This window comes from Synechococcus sp. R60.1, from assembly GCF_047461835.1.
Classification (GTDB): domain Bacteria; phylum Cyanobacteriota; class Cyanobacteriia; order Thermostichales; family Thermostichaceae; genus Thermostichus.
This window is the reverse complement of record NZ_JANSIA010000072.1, coordinates 1-16,340: the sequence shown is the minus strand read 5'-3', so window position 1 is coordinate 16,340 and position 16,340 is coordinate 1. Positions and strand designations below refer to the sequence as shown.

19 protein-coding genes are annotated in these 16,340 nt (G+C 57.1%); 9 read left to right on the top strand and 10 right to left on the bottom strand.

The features are described from left to right. Positions 1 to 59 precede the first annotated feature (59 nt). Positions 60 to 1,160, bottom strand: a complete 1,101-nt coding sequence (gene hemE, locus NW834_RS10400; RefSeq protein WP_414419014.1) for a uroporphyrinogen decarboxylase — start codon at positions 1,158 to 1,160, stop codon at positions 60 to 62. A 243-nt stretch (positions 1,161 to 1,403) separates the two neighbouring features. Here hemE and crtE point away from each other — a divergent pair, with 243 nt between their 5' ends. The 4 genes from crtE to NW834_RS10380 are packed head-to-tail and all read left to right on the top strand — an operon-like array spanning position 1,404 to position 4,380. Beyond that, the gene (gene crtE / locus NW834_RS10395; RefSeq protein ID WP_414350897.1) at positions 1,404 to 2,297 is read left to right on the top strand and encodes a geranylgeranyl diphosphate synthase CrtE; all 894 of its coding nucleotides are present in this window, start codon (positions 1,404 to 1,406) and stop codon (positions 2,295 to 2,297) included. 49 nt (positions 2,298 to 2,346) lie between these two features. Further along, entirely contained in the window at positions 2,347 to 2,829 is a 483-nt protein-coding gene (locus NW834_RS10390; protein WP_414419015.1) for a divergent PAP2 family protein, read from the top strand. Positions 2,830 to 2,872: 43 nt separating this feature from the next. Continuing rightward, positions 2,873 to 3,490, top strand: a complete 618-nt coding sequence (locus NW834_RS10385) for a hypothetical protein (RefSeq protein WP_414419016.1) — start codon at positions 2,873 to 2,875, stop codon at positions 3,488 to 3,490. 47 nt (positions 3,491 to 3,537) lie between these two features. Then, the gene (locus tag NW834_RS10380) at positions 3,538 to 4,380 is read left to right on the top strand and encodes a SirB1 family protein (protein WP_414419017.1); all 843 of its coding nucleotides are present in this window, start codon (positions 3,538 to 3,540) and stop codon (positions 4,378 to 4,380) included. An 89-nt stretch (positions 4,381 to 4,469) separates the two neighbouring features. Here NW834_RS10380 and NW834_RS10375 read toward each other — a convergent pair whose 3' ends face one another. Together NW834_RS10375 and NW834_RS10370 are read right to left on the bottom strand one after the other, a co-directional pair. Further along, positions 4,470 to 4,652, bottom strand: coding sequence for a hypothetical protein (locus NW834_RS10375; RefSeq protein WP_414342619.1), 183 nt, complete (start codon positions 4,650 to 4,652; stop codon positions 4,470 to 4,472). 200 nt (positions 4,653 to 4,852) lie between these two features. After that, on the bottom strand, positions 4,853 to 5,908 hold the full coding sequence (locus NW834_RS10370) for a TauD/TfdA family dioxygenase (protein ID WP_414413994.1): 1,056 nt from the start codon (positions 5,906 to 5,908) through the stop codon (positions 4,853 to 4,855). A gap of 319 nt (positions 5,909 to 6,227) precedes the next feature. Between NW834_RS10370 and NW834_RS10365 the strand changes: the two genes are divergently transcribed. Continuing rightward, positions 6,228 to 7,055, top strand: coding sequence for a DUF1350 family protein (locus NW834_RS10365; RefSeq protein WP_414419018.1), 828 nt, complete (start codon positions 6,228 to 6,230; stop codon positions 7,053 to 7,055). Here the strand turns inward: NW834_RS10365 and NW834_RS10360 are convergent. Further along, on the bottom strand, positions 7,052 to 7,297 hold the full coding sequence (locus NW834_RS10360) for a hypothetical protein (protein WP_414419019.1): 246 nt from the start codon (positions 7,295 to 7,297) through the stop codon (positions 7,052 to 7,054). The two genes, NW834_RS10365 and NW834_RS10360, sit on opposite strands and share 4 nt — an antisense overlap. 82 nt (positions 7,298 to 7,379) lie before the next feature. Here NW834_RS10360 and NW834_RS10355 point away from each other — a divergent pair, with 82 nt between their 5' ends. Together NW834_RS10355 and NW834_RS10350 are read left to right on the top strand one after the other, a co-directional pair. Then, entirely contained in the window at positions 7,380 to 7,760 is a 381-nt protein-coding gene (locus NW834_RS10355; protein ID WP_414329149.1) for an Npun_F0494 family protein, read from the top strand. Between the two features lie 49 nt (positions 7,761 to 7,809). Further along, the gene (locus NW834_RS10350; protein WP_148202739.1) at positions 7,810 to 8,049 is read left to right on the top strand and encodes a hypothetical protein; all 240 of its coding nucleotides are present in this window, start codon (positions 7,810 to 7,812) and stop codon (positions 8,047 to 8,049) included. A 114-nt stretch (positions 8,050 to 8,163) separates the two neighbouring features. Here NW834_RS10350 and NW834_RS10345 read toward each other — a convergent pair whose 3' ends face one another. The 4 genes from NW834_RS10345 to NW834_RS10330 form a co-directional block, all read right to left on the bottom strand. Continuing rightward, entirely contained in the window at positions 8,164 to 9,195 is a 1,032-nt protein-coding gene (locus tag NW834_RS10345; RefSeq protein WP_414419020.1) for a hypothetical protein, read from the bottom strand. A 346-nt stretch (positions 9,196 to 9,541) separates the two neighbouring features. Then, positions 9,542 to 10,654 (bottom strand): bifunctional diaminohydroxyphosphoribosylaminopyrimidine deaminase/5-amino-6-(5-phosphoribosylamino)uracil reductase RibD, encoded by a 1,113-nt coding sequence (gene ribD / locus NW834_RS10340; protein ID WP_414419021.1) that lies wholly within the window; start codon positions 10,652 to 10,654, stop codon positions 9,542 to 9,544. Positions 10,655 to 10,680: 26 nt separating this feature from the next. After that, complete coding sequence (locus NW834_RS10335; protein WP_414419022.1) at positions 10,681 to 11,040, bottom strand: hypothetical protein; 360 nt, start codon at positions 11,038 to 11,040, stop codon at positions 10,681 to 10,683. Then, positions 10,998 to 11,234, bottom strand: a complete 237-nt coding sequence (locus NW834_RS10330; RefSeq protein WP_148202738.1) for a hypothetical protein — start codon at positions 11,232 to 11,234, stop codon at positions 10,998 to 11,000. Before NW834_RS10330 ends, NW834_RS10335 begins: the two co-directional genes overlap by 43 nt. Positions 11,235 to 11,507: 273 nt before the next feature. Here NW834_RS10330 and ppc point away from each other — a divergent pair, with 273 nt between their 5' ends. After that, positions 11,508 to 14,444, top strand: coding sequence for a phosphoenolpyruvate carboxylase (ppc, locus tag NW834_RS10325; RefSeq protein ID WP_414419023.1), 2,937 nt, complete (start codon positions 11,508 to 11,510; stop codon positions 14,442 to 14,444). Positions 14,445 to 14,506: 62 nt separating this feature from the next. Here ppc and NW834_RS10320 read toward each other — a convergent pair whose 3' ends face one another. Beyond that, entirely contained in the window at positions 14,507 to 15,313 is an 807-nt protein-coding gene (locus NW834_RS10320; protein WP_414419024.1) for a Ycf66 family protein, read from the bottom strand. Between the two features lie 181 nt (positions 15,314 to 15,494). On the opposite strand from NW834_RS10320, the gene NW834_RS10315 reads away from it, so the two are divergent. Continuing rightward, positions 15,495 to 15,896 carry a hypothetical protein gene (locus tag NW834_RS10315; protein WP_414380831.1) on the top strand — a complete coding sequence of 134 codons (402 nt, stop codon included), beginning with the start codon at positions 15,495 to 15,497 and terminating at the stop codon, positions 15,894 to 15,896. A gap of 340 nt (positions 15,897 to 16,236) precedes the next feature. Here the strand turns inward: NW834_RS10315 and NW834_RS10310 are convergent, their stop codons facing one another. Further along, a complete protein-coding gene (locus tag NW834_RS10310; RefSeq protein WP_414426300.1) occupies positions 16,237 to 16,332 on the bottom strand; it encodes a chorismate mutase in 96 nt (31 codons plus the stop codon). Between the last annotated feature and the right edge of the window lie 8 nt (positions 16,333 to 16,340).

Below are 16,340 nucleotides of genomic sequence, written 5' to 3'. Positions count from 1 at the left end.
CGAATGGAAACAAACAGAATGCTATCGCTGCATAGTTGAACAGTGATGTTCAGCAGTGTTCAGCGTAAATGTATCAGCTCTGCCGACTGGCGCACCGTCTCGAAAAAGTGATGGACATTGGCCTCTGGAGTGCTTGGGTGGATGCCATGGCCCAAGTTCATGATGTGTCCACGGGATCCGGCTTTTTGAATCACTTCTAGGGTGCGCTGCCGGATGAACTCCGGGGATCCCAGCAACACCATTGGATCCAGATTGCCCTGCACCGCTAGGGATCCCAGGCGGGCCCTGGCCTCTGCCATATCGCTCATCCAATCGAGGCTGAACACGTCGATGCCGGCTTTGCCCACCCGCTCCAGCAAAGCGGCGCTGCCGTTGATGTAGAGGATCAGCGGCACCTGCGGATACCGAGCTTTCACCTGATCCACAATTTGCTTTTGGTAGGGCAAGGCCCAACACTCGTAATCGACTGGGCTGAGCTGGCCGGCCCAAGTATCGAACAACTGCACCACCTGGGCGCCGCACTCGATCTGGTAGATCACGTAGCGGGCAATGCTGTCGGCCAGCTTGCTCAGCAACTGATGCAGCAATGGCGGCTGTGTAAAGGCCAAGCTTTTGATGTGGGCATAATCTTTGGAGCTGCGCCCTTCCACGGCATAGCAGGCCAGAGTCCAGGGGGAGCCGACAAATCCCAGCAGCGTCGCTTTTCCTTCCACCTCGCGGCGCAGGGTGCTGAGAATGGTCTTGATAAAGGGCAGACTTTCTTCCGGTTCCAGGAGGCGGATGCGTTCAATTTGGGCTTGGGAACGAATCGGCGGGTCGATGATTGGCCCCTGATGCTCCACCAGCTCAAAGGGGATGCCCATGCCCTCAAGGGGGGTGAGGATATCGCTGAACAGGATCACCCCATCAGGGGCAAAGGCCCGAAACGGTTGCAACGAGATCTCGATGGCCAGCTCCGGGATCTCGCAACGCTGCTTAAAGGTGTACTTGCTTTGCAGCTCGCGGTAGGCCGCCATGTAGCGACCCGCCTGGCGCATCATCCAAACTGGAGGGCGATCCAGCACTTCCCCTCGGGCCGCCCGCAGCAAACGGTCACCCAAGTGCTCCGCACCGCTGGCGGTGGAGGAGGTGGCGCTGAGCTGAACAGGCGAGTGGGACATAGGAGGGCAATCCGGCTAAAGATCCTTATGAATCCTGACATTGTGGCGACAGCAACCGCAAGTTGGCGGCTCAGGATCCCTGCAGTTTCTTCATCGGCTGCAACTTGCTGTTACTTCTTACCCTTTTGGCCTCTGGGCTGGGATCCCCAATTAAAGTGGACATGAGATAATGACACCTGACAAGTCTGTTGAAGAACGGCTCGACAAGGATCCCCCCATTGCCGAGTTGAGAGGAAACCCCGCTTGGTTGCCCAAACCTTTAACCTGAAAGCCTACCTAAGCCAGCGTCAGCAACAGGTGGAAGAAGCTCTCTCTGCAGCTTTGGTTCCCGCCTATCCGGAGCGCATTTACGAGGCGATGCGCTACAGCCTATTGGCAGGGGGGAAGCGCCTCAGGCCCATCCTCTGTCTGGCTGCTTGCGAGTTGGCCGGCGGCACTGTGGAGCAGGCTCTGCCTACCGCCTGTGCCCTGGAAATGATCCACACCATGTCGCTCATCCATGACGACTTGCCGGCCATGGACAATGACGACTTTCGCCGCGGCAAACCCACCAACCACAAGGTGTTCGGCGAAGACATTGCCATCTTGGCGGGAGATGCTCTGCTGGCTTTTGCCTTTGAGCACATTGCTAGCCAAACTCAGGGGGTACCGCCGCAGTTGGTGTTGCAGGTGATCGCCCGCATTGGCCATGCTGTGGCGGCAACCGGTTTGGTGGGGGGACAGGTGGTGGATCTGGAGTCGGAGGGCAAGGCCATTTCCCTGGAAACTTTGGAGTACATTCACAGCCACAAGACCGGCGCTCTATTGGAAGTCTCGGTGGTTTCGGGAGGGATCCTGGCGGGGGGAGATGAGGAGCTGCTGGACCGCCTGAGCCGCTACGCCCGCGATATTGGCTTGGCCTTTCAGATTGTGGACGACATTTTGGACATCACCGCCACCAGCGAGCAACTGGGCAAAACGGCAGGAAAGGATCAAGCTGCCGCCAAAGCCACCTATCCCAGCTTGTTGGGCCTAGAGGCCTCCCGGCAAAAAGCCGAGGAGCTGATTCAATCGGCCAAGGAAACGTTGCGCCCCTACGGATCGCGGGCAGAGCCGCTGTTGGCCCTGGCGGACTTCATCACTCGCCGTCAGCATTAGGGCAGGACAAGAGGACAAGTTAGATGGGATCCCTGGAGACCCTGCTCGCATGTCTGTGCTGGAGAGCCGTATGCTGCAACAGTTGATGGCCAATCATGTCCTCTGGGTTGCTTTGCTGGCCAGTGTGTTGGCCCAAGCCATCAAGCTGATCCTTTCCTATGTGCGGTCAGGCAAGGTTAACCTGCGAGTCTTGGTGGAAACCGGGGGGATGCCCAGCTCCCACGCAGCGTTGGTGACGGCTTTGTCCGTTGGGGTGGGGCTGCAGGAAGGCTGGGACAGCCTGCTGTTTGCCGCGACGGTGGTTTTCGCATTGGTGGTGATGTACGATGCCGCGGGGATCCGCCAAGCCGCTGGAAAACAGGCGCGGGTGCTGAATCGCCTCCTGGAAGAATGGTTTGAAGAAAAGGGCGCCGACCGTTTCCAAGAACCCTACCTGAAAGAATTGCTGGGGCACACTCCCGTTCAGGTCATGGCCGGCGCGGCTTTGGGGGCAGCCTGTATCACACTGTCATTTGCCCTGGGAGTAAACTGAGAGCCATTGGGGCATGCTAAGGCAGAAGTACCGCGGGGTGGTCATGGCTTCCAGTTCTCAACCTCGTCCGATCCAACGTTGCCCTTCCTGTGGCAAGCCGATCCCAGCCTACCGGTTCAAGTCTCCCTACTGCGACCACTGCGGTTGGCGGGCGGCTCCGGCAGCGCAAACCCCTCAAAAAGGTGGATCCCTGGGCCAGAAAATCGCAGCTCAGGTAAACGGGATCGGATCCCAAGGTCAACGCTTCAAGGTGCCCCCTCTGCTGCAGCCGCTGCTGAACTTCAACTTTTATCTCTATCTGCTCTGGGGGATCAGCCCTCTGTTTCCGCTGGTGGTGGATCGACCCTTGCTGGCCGAATCCAACTATCTGCTCCTAATCCCGCTTTTGTTGAGCTGGGGGCTGCTTTATTTGGCGGTGCGAGATCTGCCGCTGCCGGACGATTTGCGGCTGCCGCGCCTGTTGTTGGATGTATCGTTCATCCTGCTGCCCTTCTTCCAGAAAATTAATGTGTCCAAAGCCCCCAACCGACCCTATTGGAATGCTCTGCTGATTTGGGTGATCGGGATCCTGCTGCTTGCCGCTTTGCGGCTTTGGAGCTTTAGCCTGCTCCTGACGGCGGTGACCTTGCTGTTGACCAGCTTTTGCACGCTGCTGTTCTAACCGAGATCCTTGCAAAGAACCTCAATATTTTTAATATTTAACATTTCATGAGCATTCCTGCTGCCCGTCAACGCTTTGCCCTTGAAATCCAATCGGAGCCCATCGATCTGGGTCGGGCGGCCCTCTGGATTGCCCAGGAAGCCTATCCCGATCTGGAGGTGGAAGAGTATGTGGCCGCTCTGGATGAGATGGCCGCAGAGGTGCAAGAGCGCCTTCCCCCGGAGCGTTATCCCCTGCGGGTCATCAAGATCTTGAATCACTATCTCTTTGAGGATCTGGGCTTTCGTGGCAATCGCGAAGATTATTACGACCCACGCAACAGCTTTTTGAACGAAGTGATCGATCGGCGCACCGGGATCCCGATTACGCTGTCGCTGATCTATCTAGAGCTGGCGCGGCGGATCGATTTTCCCATGGCAGGAGTGGGCATGCCCGGCCACTTTTTAATCCGGCCCCTGTTTGCAGGCGCCGAGATTTTTGTGGATCCCTTTCAGCAGGGGGAGATTTTATTTCCAGAAGATTGTCAAGAGCTTTTGTCGCAAATCTACGGGCCTGGGATCCCTTTCCAAGAACGCCACCTACGCCCCACCCCTCCCCGCCTGATCTTGGTACGCTTGCTCAACAACCTCAAGCAAATTTATCTGAGCCGCGCCGAACTGGAACCCGCTTTGGCAGCAGCGGAACGGATCTTGTTGTTGATCCCTGAATCCTTGCCCCACCTAAGGGATCGCGGGCTGTTGTATTATCAGTTGGGCCGTTGGCAGCAAGCCTGCCAGGATCTCAAGCGCTACTTAAAACAGGCGCCTTTCCACCCCGAGATCAATCGCTCTGATGAGCATTTAATCCGGGAAATTGTCGAGAGATTGGAATCTCATCCCGACTCATGCTAGGAGCATGCACAATTGCTCTCAGTTGTGCGTTGTGTAAGTGTGTAAGTTTTGAGCAAGATCTGCCGTCGTTTGCAAGCAAGGCTAGGTTTCTAGCAGGGATCGGAAGCAGCCCTTACCTCTTGGCGCAAAATGGCTTCCACCAACTTATCTAAAGCCTCTAGATCAGATAGATCATAGTTTTTTTCCCAGAGGATTTGGTTAATGCTGGATTCCTGCTGCAGAGTTAAAACCGAAGATTGTAAAACCTCATCGATGATCTGGCGAATGCTCATCTTAACCTCGCAATCGTGAGAAGAATTGATGGCTTTGGCTCATAAGCCTAGAATGCTGGAAACGCTCTGCGATAGCCATCGTGAGGATCACGTATTTTGACATCAGAATCTGGGGCGACTCATCCAAACCCTTTCGGGGAAATCGCCAATAGTACTTTTACGGACTTGAGCTATGGATGGCGCTGAAGTCTGCGAACTTCTCAGGATCTTCTGAGACAGACCTGCTCCCCATTGAGGGCAGCTTGGGCCTCATCATCTGTTGCGAAGGCGGTGCGAATGATGCGCTCACCGGGATGGCGATCCCCTGCCGAAAGGCCGAGATCCCGCACCACAAATGAGCGCTGGATCCAGCGGTCGAAGCCATCGTAGCGGGGAGAGAAGGCAGTCCGTCCGTGAACGGTGCGGCGATTGTCAATACAGAGCAGATCCCCTGTTTCCAGCTTGATGCCTCGGTAGACAGCGTGGATTCCCTTCCTCAGGGCTTCTAGAGCCAGACTGGCTTCGGGGGTGAGCCCCACCATCAGGTCTTCGTCGTAGTTCCAGAAGGGATCCTCTCGACGGCCATACAGCACCGGCAAAATGGGTCCATTGATCAGGGCTTGCCGGTTGCCGAAGGAGTAGTCGATGCCGGTGCGATACAGGGGTTCAAACAGCAGCTCTCGATCGCGCTCTCCCAGCAAAGGCAGGACATGGCGGATGCTGGCGTAGGTGGTTTCCGCTACACGGTCATGGTCGGGGCGCAGGCAAAACAGCAGCAAAAACTCTGGTGAGTAGGGATGAAAAACCGTCTCGCGGTGAAACTGCAGCCGAGTGCGGGATCCCTCGGAAGATTGCACCTCTTCGCTGCCGGGAGTAGGCACCAAGTTTTGAAACAAATCCCCGTTCTTTTCTTGAATGTAGGAGACCAAATGCCCCAAGCGGCTGCCGATCATCGCCAAGCAGCGTTCGCTGACAAAAGTGGTTTTCTCCTCAGAGCGCTGCGCCAGAGCCGGTGTGCGGGTATGGTCTAGTCCGGGATCCACGGGCAAGCCCCGCAGCAGCAGGATCCCTTCCGAATTGGAATACAACTGAAACTCCAGCAAGGCCCGCCGCAGATAACGGGGCAGCTCATCTGCCCGCATCTCGCAGTCCAGGAGAAATTCCTCTGTTTCCCGGTAGGGATCGGGCCCAGGCGCCAAAAATAGGTTTATCGTCTTTTCATCAAAGCCCCGACAATCGATCAGCAGGCATCCTTTTGCAAGCTGTGAAGTCTTCATCACGATCCCTCACCACCCACTGCCCTAGTCATAGCAGCCGCAGCAACTTTTGGGCAGGGATCCTACACTCAAAACCCAATCTCGGCGAGTGTAGCGCACTACCCTTCGGTGCTAGAACCTCGGTCTGAGGCGGGGCAGAGTTTTGCCTGCTGCATCAGAAGTTAACTGGGGATCCCCATGTCTGGGCAAGATGTCCATTAGGATGAGTTCCAGGGGCTGGCCAGCGCGGGGAACCGGCGTAAAGTGGGCAAAGTGGGATCTGCCGAGCGCTGGGTTATGGGGAAAGCTTCAACAAACTCGCAGGCGAGGTTGCAACACCATGGCACCAACTTGGCAAACCGATGGGCATACTTGGTTCCTTCTGCCCCCTCAACCCCGCGCCGTCGTTCACTTTCTGGGTGGAGCTTTTGTGGGAGCTGCCCCGCAAGTGTTCTACAGCCGCCTGCTGGAAGAACTGGCCCGTATGGGCATGGCCGTTGTTGCCACCCCCTACACCACCGATATCGATCACGCCCAACTGGCGCTCAACGCAGCCCAATCTTTGCACAGAAGCCTGCAAAGCAAGGGTTTGCTGGAGTTGCCCCTGTTTGGTTTGGGTCATAGCCTGGGCTGTAAGTTGCAGATCCTCTCTTGTCTAGCCGTTCCTTCTCTGGGATCCCAGCGGCGAGGCAATATTTTCCTGGCCTACAGCAATGCCGGGCTAGATCGGGCTTTGCCATTGCTGCGGCTGTTGGCTCAAGCTTGGCCTCAACGACAGCTTGCCGATCTGTGGCGGATGTGGATGGGATCCTCCTCGCCACCTGTGAACCTGTGGTTGGAGTTCGAGCCTTCCCCAGCAGAAACCAACCGCTTAATTGAGGAGCAGTATCCGGTTAGACACAACCTGCTCGTAGAATTTCGACAGGATGATATTGACGACATTCCTCTGCTCTACCAGCAGCTTTGCCGCAAGTATCAAGGCTATACCGAGTGGCAGCATCTCGAGGGGGATCACCTCACTCCACTGGGTTTTAGCTACCCTTTCCAAGTCGGGCAAGAGTTCAGCCCCATCGATGCTTTTGGACAGTTGATCTACCAGAACCTACTGGCCCCCAACCACCAAATGATCCGAAGCATCCGAGCCTGGCTAGCAACCCAATTGGCCTAGTCAAGCCAGCTCAGATCGGAGAGCAGATCTTGAGAGTAGGAAGAGGGGGACTGCGCTTGCAGATGAAACAACATCTGAAGGGTATCGCTCATCAGAAAGTAACAGGTCAAGACGCCGCCGGCAGCCACAGCCACCAGTGTCCCTGCCAACATGCGCGAGAACTCCTGACTCTGAAAAGCCTGCTCCATCAAGCGCAGCGCCCAGAATCCCAGGAGGACAACAATGGCAAGGATGATCAACATATCGTAATTTATTGTAACAAGCCTGCTGCTCAACGGCCATTGACAGAATTGAATAAGAACATAAGGACTCCCCTTGTCCCTCATGCTCCATGACTCTGAGTCAGTGTACAGAAGGGCTTGGCGTGCCTGGATTTGCAGCCCTTTTCGGTTGCCCTTGCTGCAGGCCATGAGCACAAAAGGGATCCCACCGGCAAAGATTGCAGGTTGGGCCGGCGTTCAAGCAGGCTACAGCCGACGCCCGTTATCGGAAATGCGGGTGGATCAGGAGCTGATGTGGCTGATTCAGGTAGGGCTGTTGCGACGGGAAGTGGATGGGCAGGGGATCACCGACCGGTACCGTCTGGCACCTCTGGGTCGGCAGTTGTTGCAAGATCTGGAGAGGGATGAAACTTTTGCCGGGATCTCGGCAAGCTGGGCAGACCGCCTGCGCAATAGGCTGACCCGCTGGCGGCTGCTTCCCTGAGGATCCCCTACACTGGATCCAACTTTCAACGCCGCTCTCGAGGGGGGATATGGTACGGCCAAGGTTGATGCGTGTGCCCGGATCCCTGGCACTCCAACGTCCACTCCAAACCTCTTTGCAGCGGCGCAGCCAAGCAATTAACCGGCGCAGCAAGTCTATCTACCGCAAAACCCGCTCCCTCTACCGACGCAACTTGCCCCTTTATCTGCGCAATTTGCTGTTGCAATACCGCACCAGCCTTATCTACAACCTCAAAGCCAGGCCTGTCAGCAGAACCCGTCGAGGATAGCAAGCCCCCCTCTGGATCCCAGCACAACAGTCTTCACCCCGTCGGAGTTGGTGATGGAGATTGTCCACCCCCAAGCCTGTGTAACCCCGTAGGAGGGGTACTTCTTGCAGGAGACTATTGGATTGTGAAGCGGCCAATTCCTACCTTCTCGCCGTTGACATGAATCTCGACGCGGTAGCGCCCGGTGTAGGGTTGGCTGAAGCTCAGAAAGCCTCGCACGGTATCGGCCAAGGGATCCCAGGGAACATCGAGCTTGCGGATTAGTTGCTCGCCCCCAGCTTCTCCGCCCTCGTAGTACCAGAGCATCTCCACCTTGGCGTTGGCAGGAAGGTTGCCCACCGGCAAGATGGCCCAGATCAAGGTGTCAGTGGTCTTGAACTCGGTTGTGGCCTCGCCAGGGCTGCCGTCCCCCCGACCTTGGTACAGGCCGATTGTCCTTAGCCCCGCCTCTTTGGGGGTTCCTTGGCTGTAGGCACGGGCATCTGCTTGCGCAGCCTGACCCAGGCGATCCAGCTCGGCCAGCAAATCTTCCTGCTGCTTCAGGGCATCGGTTGCTTCCTGCAGCCACCGGGCGATCTGCCGCTCTGCGGTTGGGGCTTCCGAAACCGGGGAAGAAGGCTGTGCAATCGCCCCGCTGAGGTTGCGAATGGGAAAACCCTGAGCTGTCCCCACCTCGCTGCCCAGTAAGTTCAGCCAGCGGCTTCGCACTTCGGACGTCATCTCTGGCTTTGCGGCATAGGCAATGCGCACACTGCCGCTTGGGCCTCGGGTGATCCGGCCAATCTCATGTTCCTCAACTCCACTCACCGTTCCACGACAGCCAGCACTGCGAAACTCGTAGAGCACATCTTCTTCGCTCTCCCGATGGAACTCCCAAGTCGTTTGGGGACAGTTGGCCAGGAGGTTGTCCCGCATGTGGTTGGCAAGAAAGCGCGGCGATCCCTCGACATGAACGTCCATGACGGAGAGCATCTCTCTCCAAGAGGCCAAGCTCTCTCCGGGCCGTGTGAGAAGGGTTAGAGTAACCCCTTCTAGGACTTGATGATCGGCGAAAACCCACTCCCCTGGATCCCCCTCGATGACGACGTTTCCCGAGGGGCTGATGAAAGCGGATGCCAACAGCAGGCCGGCAAAAAGATTCAACACAATGCCCCTCCTTATCCTGGGATTTGTACTTGAAAATGAGATAGGACGACTTTCAAGCCGCTCACTGGGCAAGCAAAGAAGGGCTGGACAAAGAGGCTAGAGTCTTCGTCGTTGCCGTTTGCAAGGCTCACCTCAGGAAAATCTCGATAGATCCCTACAGCTTGATTTTGCTGACCTTACCAAAACGTCAATTGACCCCCCCAAAACATTGACCAGCCTAGCACAATTGAGCTCAATTCTGAACCCCACTTTGCAGAAATGCCGTGTTTTTCTGATGAGTATATCCATTTACATTGAACAGATATCAGCCTGTTCGTTCAGAAACCTCATGGCAATTGAAAGCTGGTTACTGTAGTAAGTCACTGCGGCCAACTGAAGAGGAGATCTTTCCGGTAATTAGCCAGTTATCCCCCAAGGTCTCCAGCCGCGGCTCCACCAGTTGCCAGCTTTGGTTTACATCAGGGATCCCCTCCCCTGCTACCGGGGTTGGCGCAGCGGCTCCCCCCAGGATCTTGGGAGCGATGAAGGCGGCTACTTTCTGGATCGCCCCATCTTTGAGGGCTGCCCAGGCCAGCGTGCCCCCGCATTCCCAGAGGGCACTCAGACACCCCCGCTGAAAGAGCACCTGTGCCGCCCGCGAGGGGGTTACTTGGGGCAGATGCAGCAGCTCCACCCCCTGCTTGGCCAGGGATCCCCACAAAGGATGGGTTGCCACAGCTTCTGTGATCACCAACGTCGGCGCTTCTTCCACCTGCCACAGATGGGCGACGGGAGGTAGGTTCAGGGAACGGCTGAGGACCACCCGCAACGGCTGGGATCCCTGCAACTCCGCCAGGCGACAGGTGAGGCGCGGGTTATCCTGCCAAACGGTTCGGGATCCAACGATGACGGCATCATGCCAGGCCCGCTGTTGGTGTACCCACTGCCGCGCCGGAGAGTTGCTGATCCAGCGGCTGTGGCCGGTGGCGGCGGCGCTCTTGCCATCCAGGGTCATGGCGTATTTCAGCAGGCCGAAACACTGTTGCCGCACAATGGCGAAGGCAAACCCCTCGTTCAGCTCCTGGCACTCCCGCTCCAGCACTCCCACCGTCACGTCGATCCCCGCCTCCTGCAGGCGGCGGATCCCTTTGCCAGCCACCAAGGGATTGGGATCCTGCATCCCCACCACCACCCGCCGGATCCCGGCAGCTAGGATGGCCTCGGTACAGGGAGGGGTACGGCCATAGTGGTTGCAGGGCTCCAGGTTGACGTAGAGCGTTGCCCCTCTGGCCAGGGATCCCGCCTGTTGCAGAGCCAACACCTCCGCATGGGGCTGCCCTGCCCCCGGATGAACGCCTTCCCCCACCACCCGATCCCCCTGCACGATCACGCAGCCCACCCGTGGATTGGGAGAGGGACGCTGAGGTGTGGAACGGGCCAGGGATAGACACCGTTCCATCCACTGCTGATCCGAAATCATAAAATGGGCATCCGCTCCAGAGCGGCTCAAGCCGGTGACAAGGCTGCCAACTTGCGGTTGAAAGCTGCAATTGCCTTGGATTCTAGCTCTGCCACCTGCAATGCGTAGTCGCGGGCGCGGGCCTTTTGTTCGTTGCTGACAATCTCTCCCGAACGCAGGCGATCCAACAAATCGAAGGGATCCAACACCTCATCCATCGGGAAGCGGCCCAGATGAATCATGATCGGCAGGCGATATTCCTCCCCGAGAATCAGAGCGGAAGTGAGTGTGGGCGATTCCCTCTCTCCCGGCCTGAGGGTGGGGCGAGCCTTGAGGCCAACCACCACCTGGCGATGGGTCTCGATCACTGCTCTGGCCCGATCCAGATCTTGATTTTTCCAATCCACAGCCAGCCTGAGGCGGTGGGCGATGAAATCCGCAGTGGCGATGTAGAGCAGAGAAGGATCAAAGCATAAACCCGCGTCTGGGCAGTTGACGCCACCGTTGCACAAAACGCCGGGAAGGTGATCCCCGCCTCCACCACCGTGGTCACCCCTGAGCGGATCCCCGCCTCATCCGCCGGCAGACAAAAATCCCCCACCGACGTGAAAACCCAGTTGCCCGATCTCGTCCAATCCCTGGTCGGGATCCAGCAGATGTGCGTTGATAAACAGGGTGGCAGCCACCAGAACTCCTGTCAACAAGGCGTTAGACCGGTATTGCGGCAAGGTAAAACACTTTTTTCTTGCAATTTGTAGGCTCAACTACAAAATCCGACGCGGAGAAGACCGCAATCTGAGCGTGATACCTGCTACATCTGCCGTTTCGACAAACAGGCTCTAATATTGGGATGGTTATTCTAGGAGCTGCCTTCATGACCTCTTCCCCCCACCTGACCGCTGCAGAGGGGGCAGCGGGTTCTGCCAACGGGCTGAAGGAGGCATCCCTGTTTGGGGAACGGGATCCCTTGGCCCATTCCCTTCAAGTCAACGAAGCCTTCAACCGCAGGAACAACCTGTTGAACCGTCGCCTGCAATTGGTGGAAGAACTCTGGGAATCGGTGATCCTGCAGGAGTGCGGTCAGTCTCTGGTGGATCTGTTGCAGCGACTGCGTTCCATGTGTTCCCCAGAAGGACAAGCCCTGGAGTACCCGATCCCAGAGGTACTACAAATTATCGAGTACCTCAGCCTCGACGCCACCATCCAAACGGCACGGGCCTTTGCCCTCTTCTTCCAGTTGATCAACATTGTTGAACAGCACTACGAACGGGCAGAAGACTCGGACATGCGCATGGTGGATAGCCAACAACGTACCGTGCGAGAAAACGAAAAATTTGAACGGCTGTTCCCTTACCTGCGGGCTCAAGGGGTGCCGCCGGGCCTACTGCGCAGATTGCTGGAGCAGTTGCACATTCGCATGGTCTTTACCGCCCACCCCACCGAGATCGTCCGCCACACCATCCGCGAGAAGCAACGAGCTTTCTCTCGCCTGCTCGGCCAACTGGATTGGGCAGAACAAACCCAGCCTTTGCAGGCCCAGATGATAAAAGAACAGATGGCGGAAGAAGTTTTGCTTTGGTGGCGCACCGACGAGTTGCATCAGTCCAAGCCGACTGTTTTGAACGAAGTCGATTACACTTTGCACTATTTTGAAGAGGTGTTGTTTCAGGCCATCCCCCTGCTGCACGAGTACCTCAGCCGCAGCCTGAAAAAAGCTTTTCCCAGCGTCGAGCCGCCGCCGGCAGGATTTTGCAACTTCGGCTCATGGGTAGGCGGGGATCGGGATGGCAACCCTTCCGTCACCGCCGATGTTACCTGGCAAACGGCTCGCTATCAGCGCAACCTCATCCTGGGCAAGTACATCGAATCGGTGAAGGCTCTCACCAAAACCTTGAGCATTTCCCTGCACTGGGGGGATGTGGACAGCCAACTGCTGGATGCCCTTGAGCAGGATCACCGCCTCATGCCCGAGGTTTACGAATCGTTTTCGCTGCAATATCGCCAGGAGCCTTACCGCCTCAAGCTCAGCTACATTCAGCGGCGGCTGGAGTTGACGCGGGAGCGCAACCGCAACTTGGCCGACTCCGCTTGTTTGCCCACCCCTCCCCCTGTGGACAACGCCTATGCCAACGCGGAAGAATTCCTGGCCGACTTGCAGCTTATCCAGAAAAGCTTGAAAAACAGCGGCCTTTCCTGCCGTCAGTTGGATCATCTCATTCAACAGGTACAGGTGTTTGGCTTTCACCTGGCCCATCTGGATATCCGCCAAGACAGCAGCTACCACGAAGCCGCTCTCACGGAGATTTTCGAGTACCTGCGCATTTTGCCGCGCCCCTACAGCGAGATGACGGAAGAGGAAAAAACCGCCTTTCTCCTGCAGGAGCTGCAAACCCGTCGGCCTCTGATACCTTTGGAGATTGCCTTTTCCGATAAGACAGCAGAGCTGATCGCCACCTTTCGCACCCTGCGCCGCATGCAGCAGGAATTCGGCTTGGCCATTTGCCAAACCTATGTGATCAGCATGAGCCGCCAGTTAAGCGACCTGTTGGAGGTGCTGCTGATGGCCAAGGAGGTGGGTCTCTACGATCCCATCAGTGGTCGCGGATCCCTGGCGGTGGTGCCGCTGTTCGAGACCGTCGAAGACCTGAAGCGGGCCCCGGAAGTTTTGCGGCAGTTGCTGGAGATCCCTTTCTATCGCCAGTACTTGGCTCAGCAGGGGAATCTACAGGAGGTGATGCTGGGCTACTCCGATAGCAACAAAGATTCCGGCTTTTTGAGCAGCAACTGGGAGATTTACAAGGCTCAACAACGCCTGCAGACGGTGGCCGAATCCTACGGGGTGAAGCTGCAGATCTTCCATGGCCGGGGCGGTTCGGTGGGCCGTGGAGGGGGCCCGGCTTACGAGGCCATCTTGGCTCAGCCAGGGCGCAGTGTGGGGGGCCGCATCAAAATTACCGAACAGGGAGAGGTGTTGGCCTCCAAGTATTCCCTCCAGGATCTGGCCATTTTTAACCTGGAAACCGTTACCAGCGCTGTGATCCAGGCCAGCCTGCTGCGCACCTACCCCAACGACCTGCACGAGTGGTCGCGCCTAATGGAATCCTTGGCGGATCGCTCCCGGCAGGTGTATCGCAACCTGGTCTATGAGCAGGAAGGTTTTGTGGAGTTTTTCCACGAGGTCACCCCCATTGAAGAGATCAGCCAACTGCAGATCAGCTCCCGTCCCGCCCGCCGCAGCGGTAGCCAAAAAGACATCGGATCCCTGCGGGCCATTCCCTGGGTATTTAGTTGGACGCAAAGCCGCTTTCTCCTGCCGGCCTGGTATGGAGTTGGCACCGCCCTACAGGAATACGTGGCCAAGGGCGAGCACAACCTCAACCACCTGCAGCACCTGTATCGCGAATGGCCTTTCTTCCGCATGGTGATCTCCAAAGTGGAGATGACCTTGGCCAAGGTGGATTTGCAAATAGCGCGTCACTACGTGCGGGAGATGAGCTCTCCAGAACGTCTAGAGCGGGCGATGGAGCTGTTTGAGTGTATTGCCCAAGAAATGCACCGCACCCGCACAATAGTGCTGCAGATTACGGGTCACAGCGAACTGTTGGAGAACGACCCTTATTTGAAGCGCTCGGTGCAGTTGCGCAACCGCTCTATTGTGCCCCTCGGCTTTATCCAAGTCTCCCTCCTCAAGCGCCTGCGGGAGCGTCAGGGATCCCGCACCGGACGAACACGCTACGACCGAGCTGAACTTCTGCGTGGAGCTTTACTTACCATTAACGGCATTGCCGCCGGGATGCGCAACACAGGCTGAGGGATCCGACTAATTGACCCTGGCGCTGCTTCTATCAAGTTCAGATCGGCATTGAGAGCCTATCAGAACAGATCGTCATCATACTCTTCTGGCTCCACCTCTACTGGCTCTACTTCGACAACGCGGCGGGAAGGACGGCGGGGGGGTTCATCTGCGTAGCTTTCCCCTTGGTCTTGGGGCAACCGTGGGGGACGGCGACGAGTAGCTGTACCTGTGCTGCGCTCTTCCTGCACATCCACATCCTCTGGATACTCTTCGGTGGCAGGACGACGGGGGCGGCGGGCCTCTGGCGGCGGTGCTGGTTCATCGTAGTCCGTATCCTGACGCGGGCGGACCCCTGGCTCCTCGTAATACTCATCCCCTTCGGGTCGGCGGCGGGGACGCACACGGGTATCGCTGGTCAGTTGGGGCCGCGGGCGACGGCTAGGATCTTCACCACTGCGCCCAGGAATGGAGCGACTGTAAGAGGATGTATCGCGGATACGGGATCCCTCGGCTCGAGTGGAAACCGTGCGTCCTTGGGCATAGCCATCCGGGGGATAGGTGCGGCTGAAGCCTTGCCGCCGAACGGTCGGACGAGCCCCGCCCACCTGCCGTGCCTTTTCACTCAAGAGGATGCGCAACCGAAAAGTTTCGAGGGCAAACCAGCCGGCCATCACCGCCAGCAACACCTGGGCAAAGAACAGCAACGGAATGAGCCGCTGACCTTCCAAGAGCAAGCAGACGGAATAGATCAGGCCCATCGTGGCAAAAATCACGTCATACTCAGCGGAGGCCTCTCGCTTGATGAACCGAACCGCGAAGATGGCTCCACTGGCAATAGCCACCAGCGCTGCCATCAAGAAGTAGGGGCTTTGGGTGAGAAACATGCCAGGGATCCCTAAACGATGAAGACGGGAGAGCGTTGAGCCTTATCCATTCCACAGCCGATCCTAGCATTGATCCTCCTGGTGGCACGGACAACAAAACCCAGGTTTGGGTGTAGGGACGGGATCCCTCTTCAATAAAAGGGATCGGTGCTAAAATCGGCAGCATCTTCCTGCATGTTCCATGCTGTATCTGGCACGGGTACACAAAAAAAGTCTCTTCGGCCAGGGGGAGCTGCAGCTCTTGGCCCGGCAGGCCGAGGACGGGGTTTGGATGCCGCTGCGCAAGCCAGAAGGGGTCACCTGCAAAGAGGTTGGCCCTTACAACATTGGGGTGTTGCTGCTGGTTGAGCTTTCGGAAGAGCGGCAGGTACGGCGGGTGGAAGAGGCAGCCATGAAGCTGGTGGAGATGTTGCACAACCTATCCCGAACCCACAGTCTGGTGGATCTGTCGGAGATTGAAAGCTGGCGGCAATCCTTGACTCGGCAAAGCCAAGAGCTGAGCCGTCGCGAAGCAGAGGTGGCCGCTCGCCAAGAGCAACTGCAACAGTGGGAAAACCGTCTGCGAGAAAAACTATCCTCCTGAGTTCTCAAACTATAGTCGTTTCGGGTTAGGGTGAGACGCCTGGGCTATCTCGCCCCTTACAGTCAACATTGGGTCATGGGTTTAGTGTCCTGGTTTGAATCGAAATGACCATACTCTTGGGCTAAGTGCATCTGTGAGTGAATCCAGATCAAGGCGGCTGGGATCGCCAAATCCGTAGTTATAAGACCTGAATCAACTTGGGTTGAGACATTCTCTTCCCCCAAAATAAGCAGGGAAAAACCAGAATCGATTGCGCTCCCTATTGCCCAAGGCGATAGGTTGTCCCGTTGCTGTTCGATTGCTGTGGCTACGCTGCCGTATTGGTGCTGTACGACCTCAATCAAACTGCGCTGAGATCCGGCCTTAGCTCGCGGGCACCTCGCAGATAAACATGCTGCATGTCCGCTTGAGCAAGTGGAGTATTCAACTGGATCAAAACCCGAA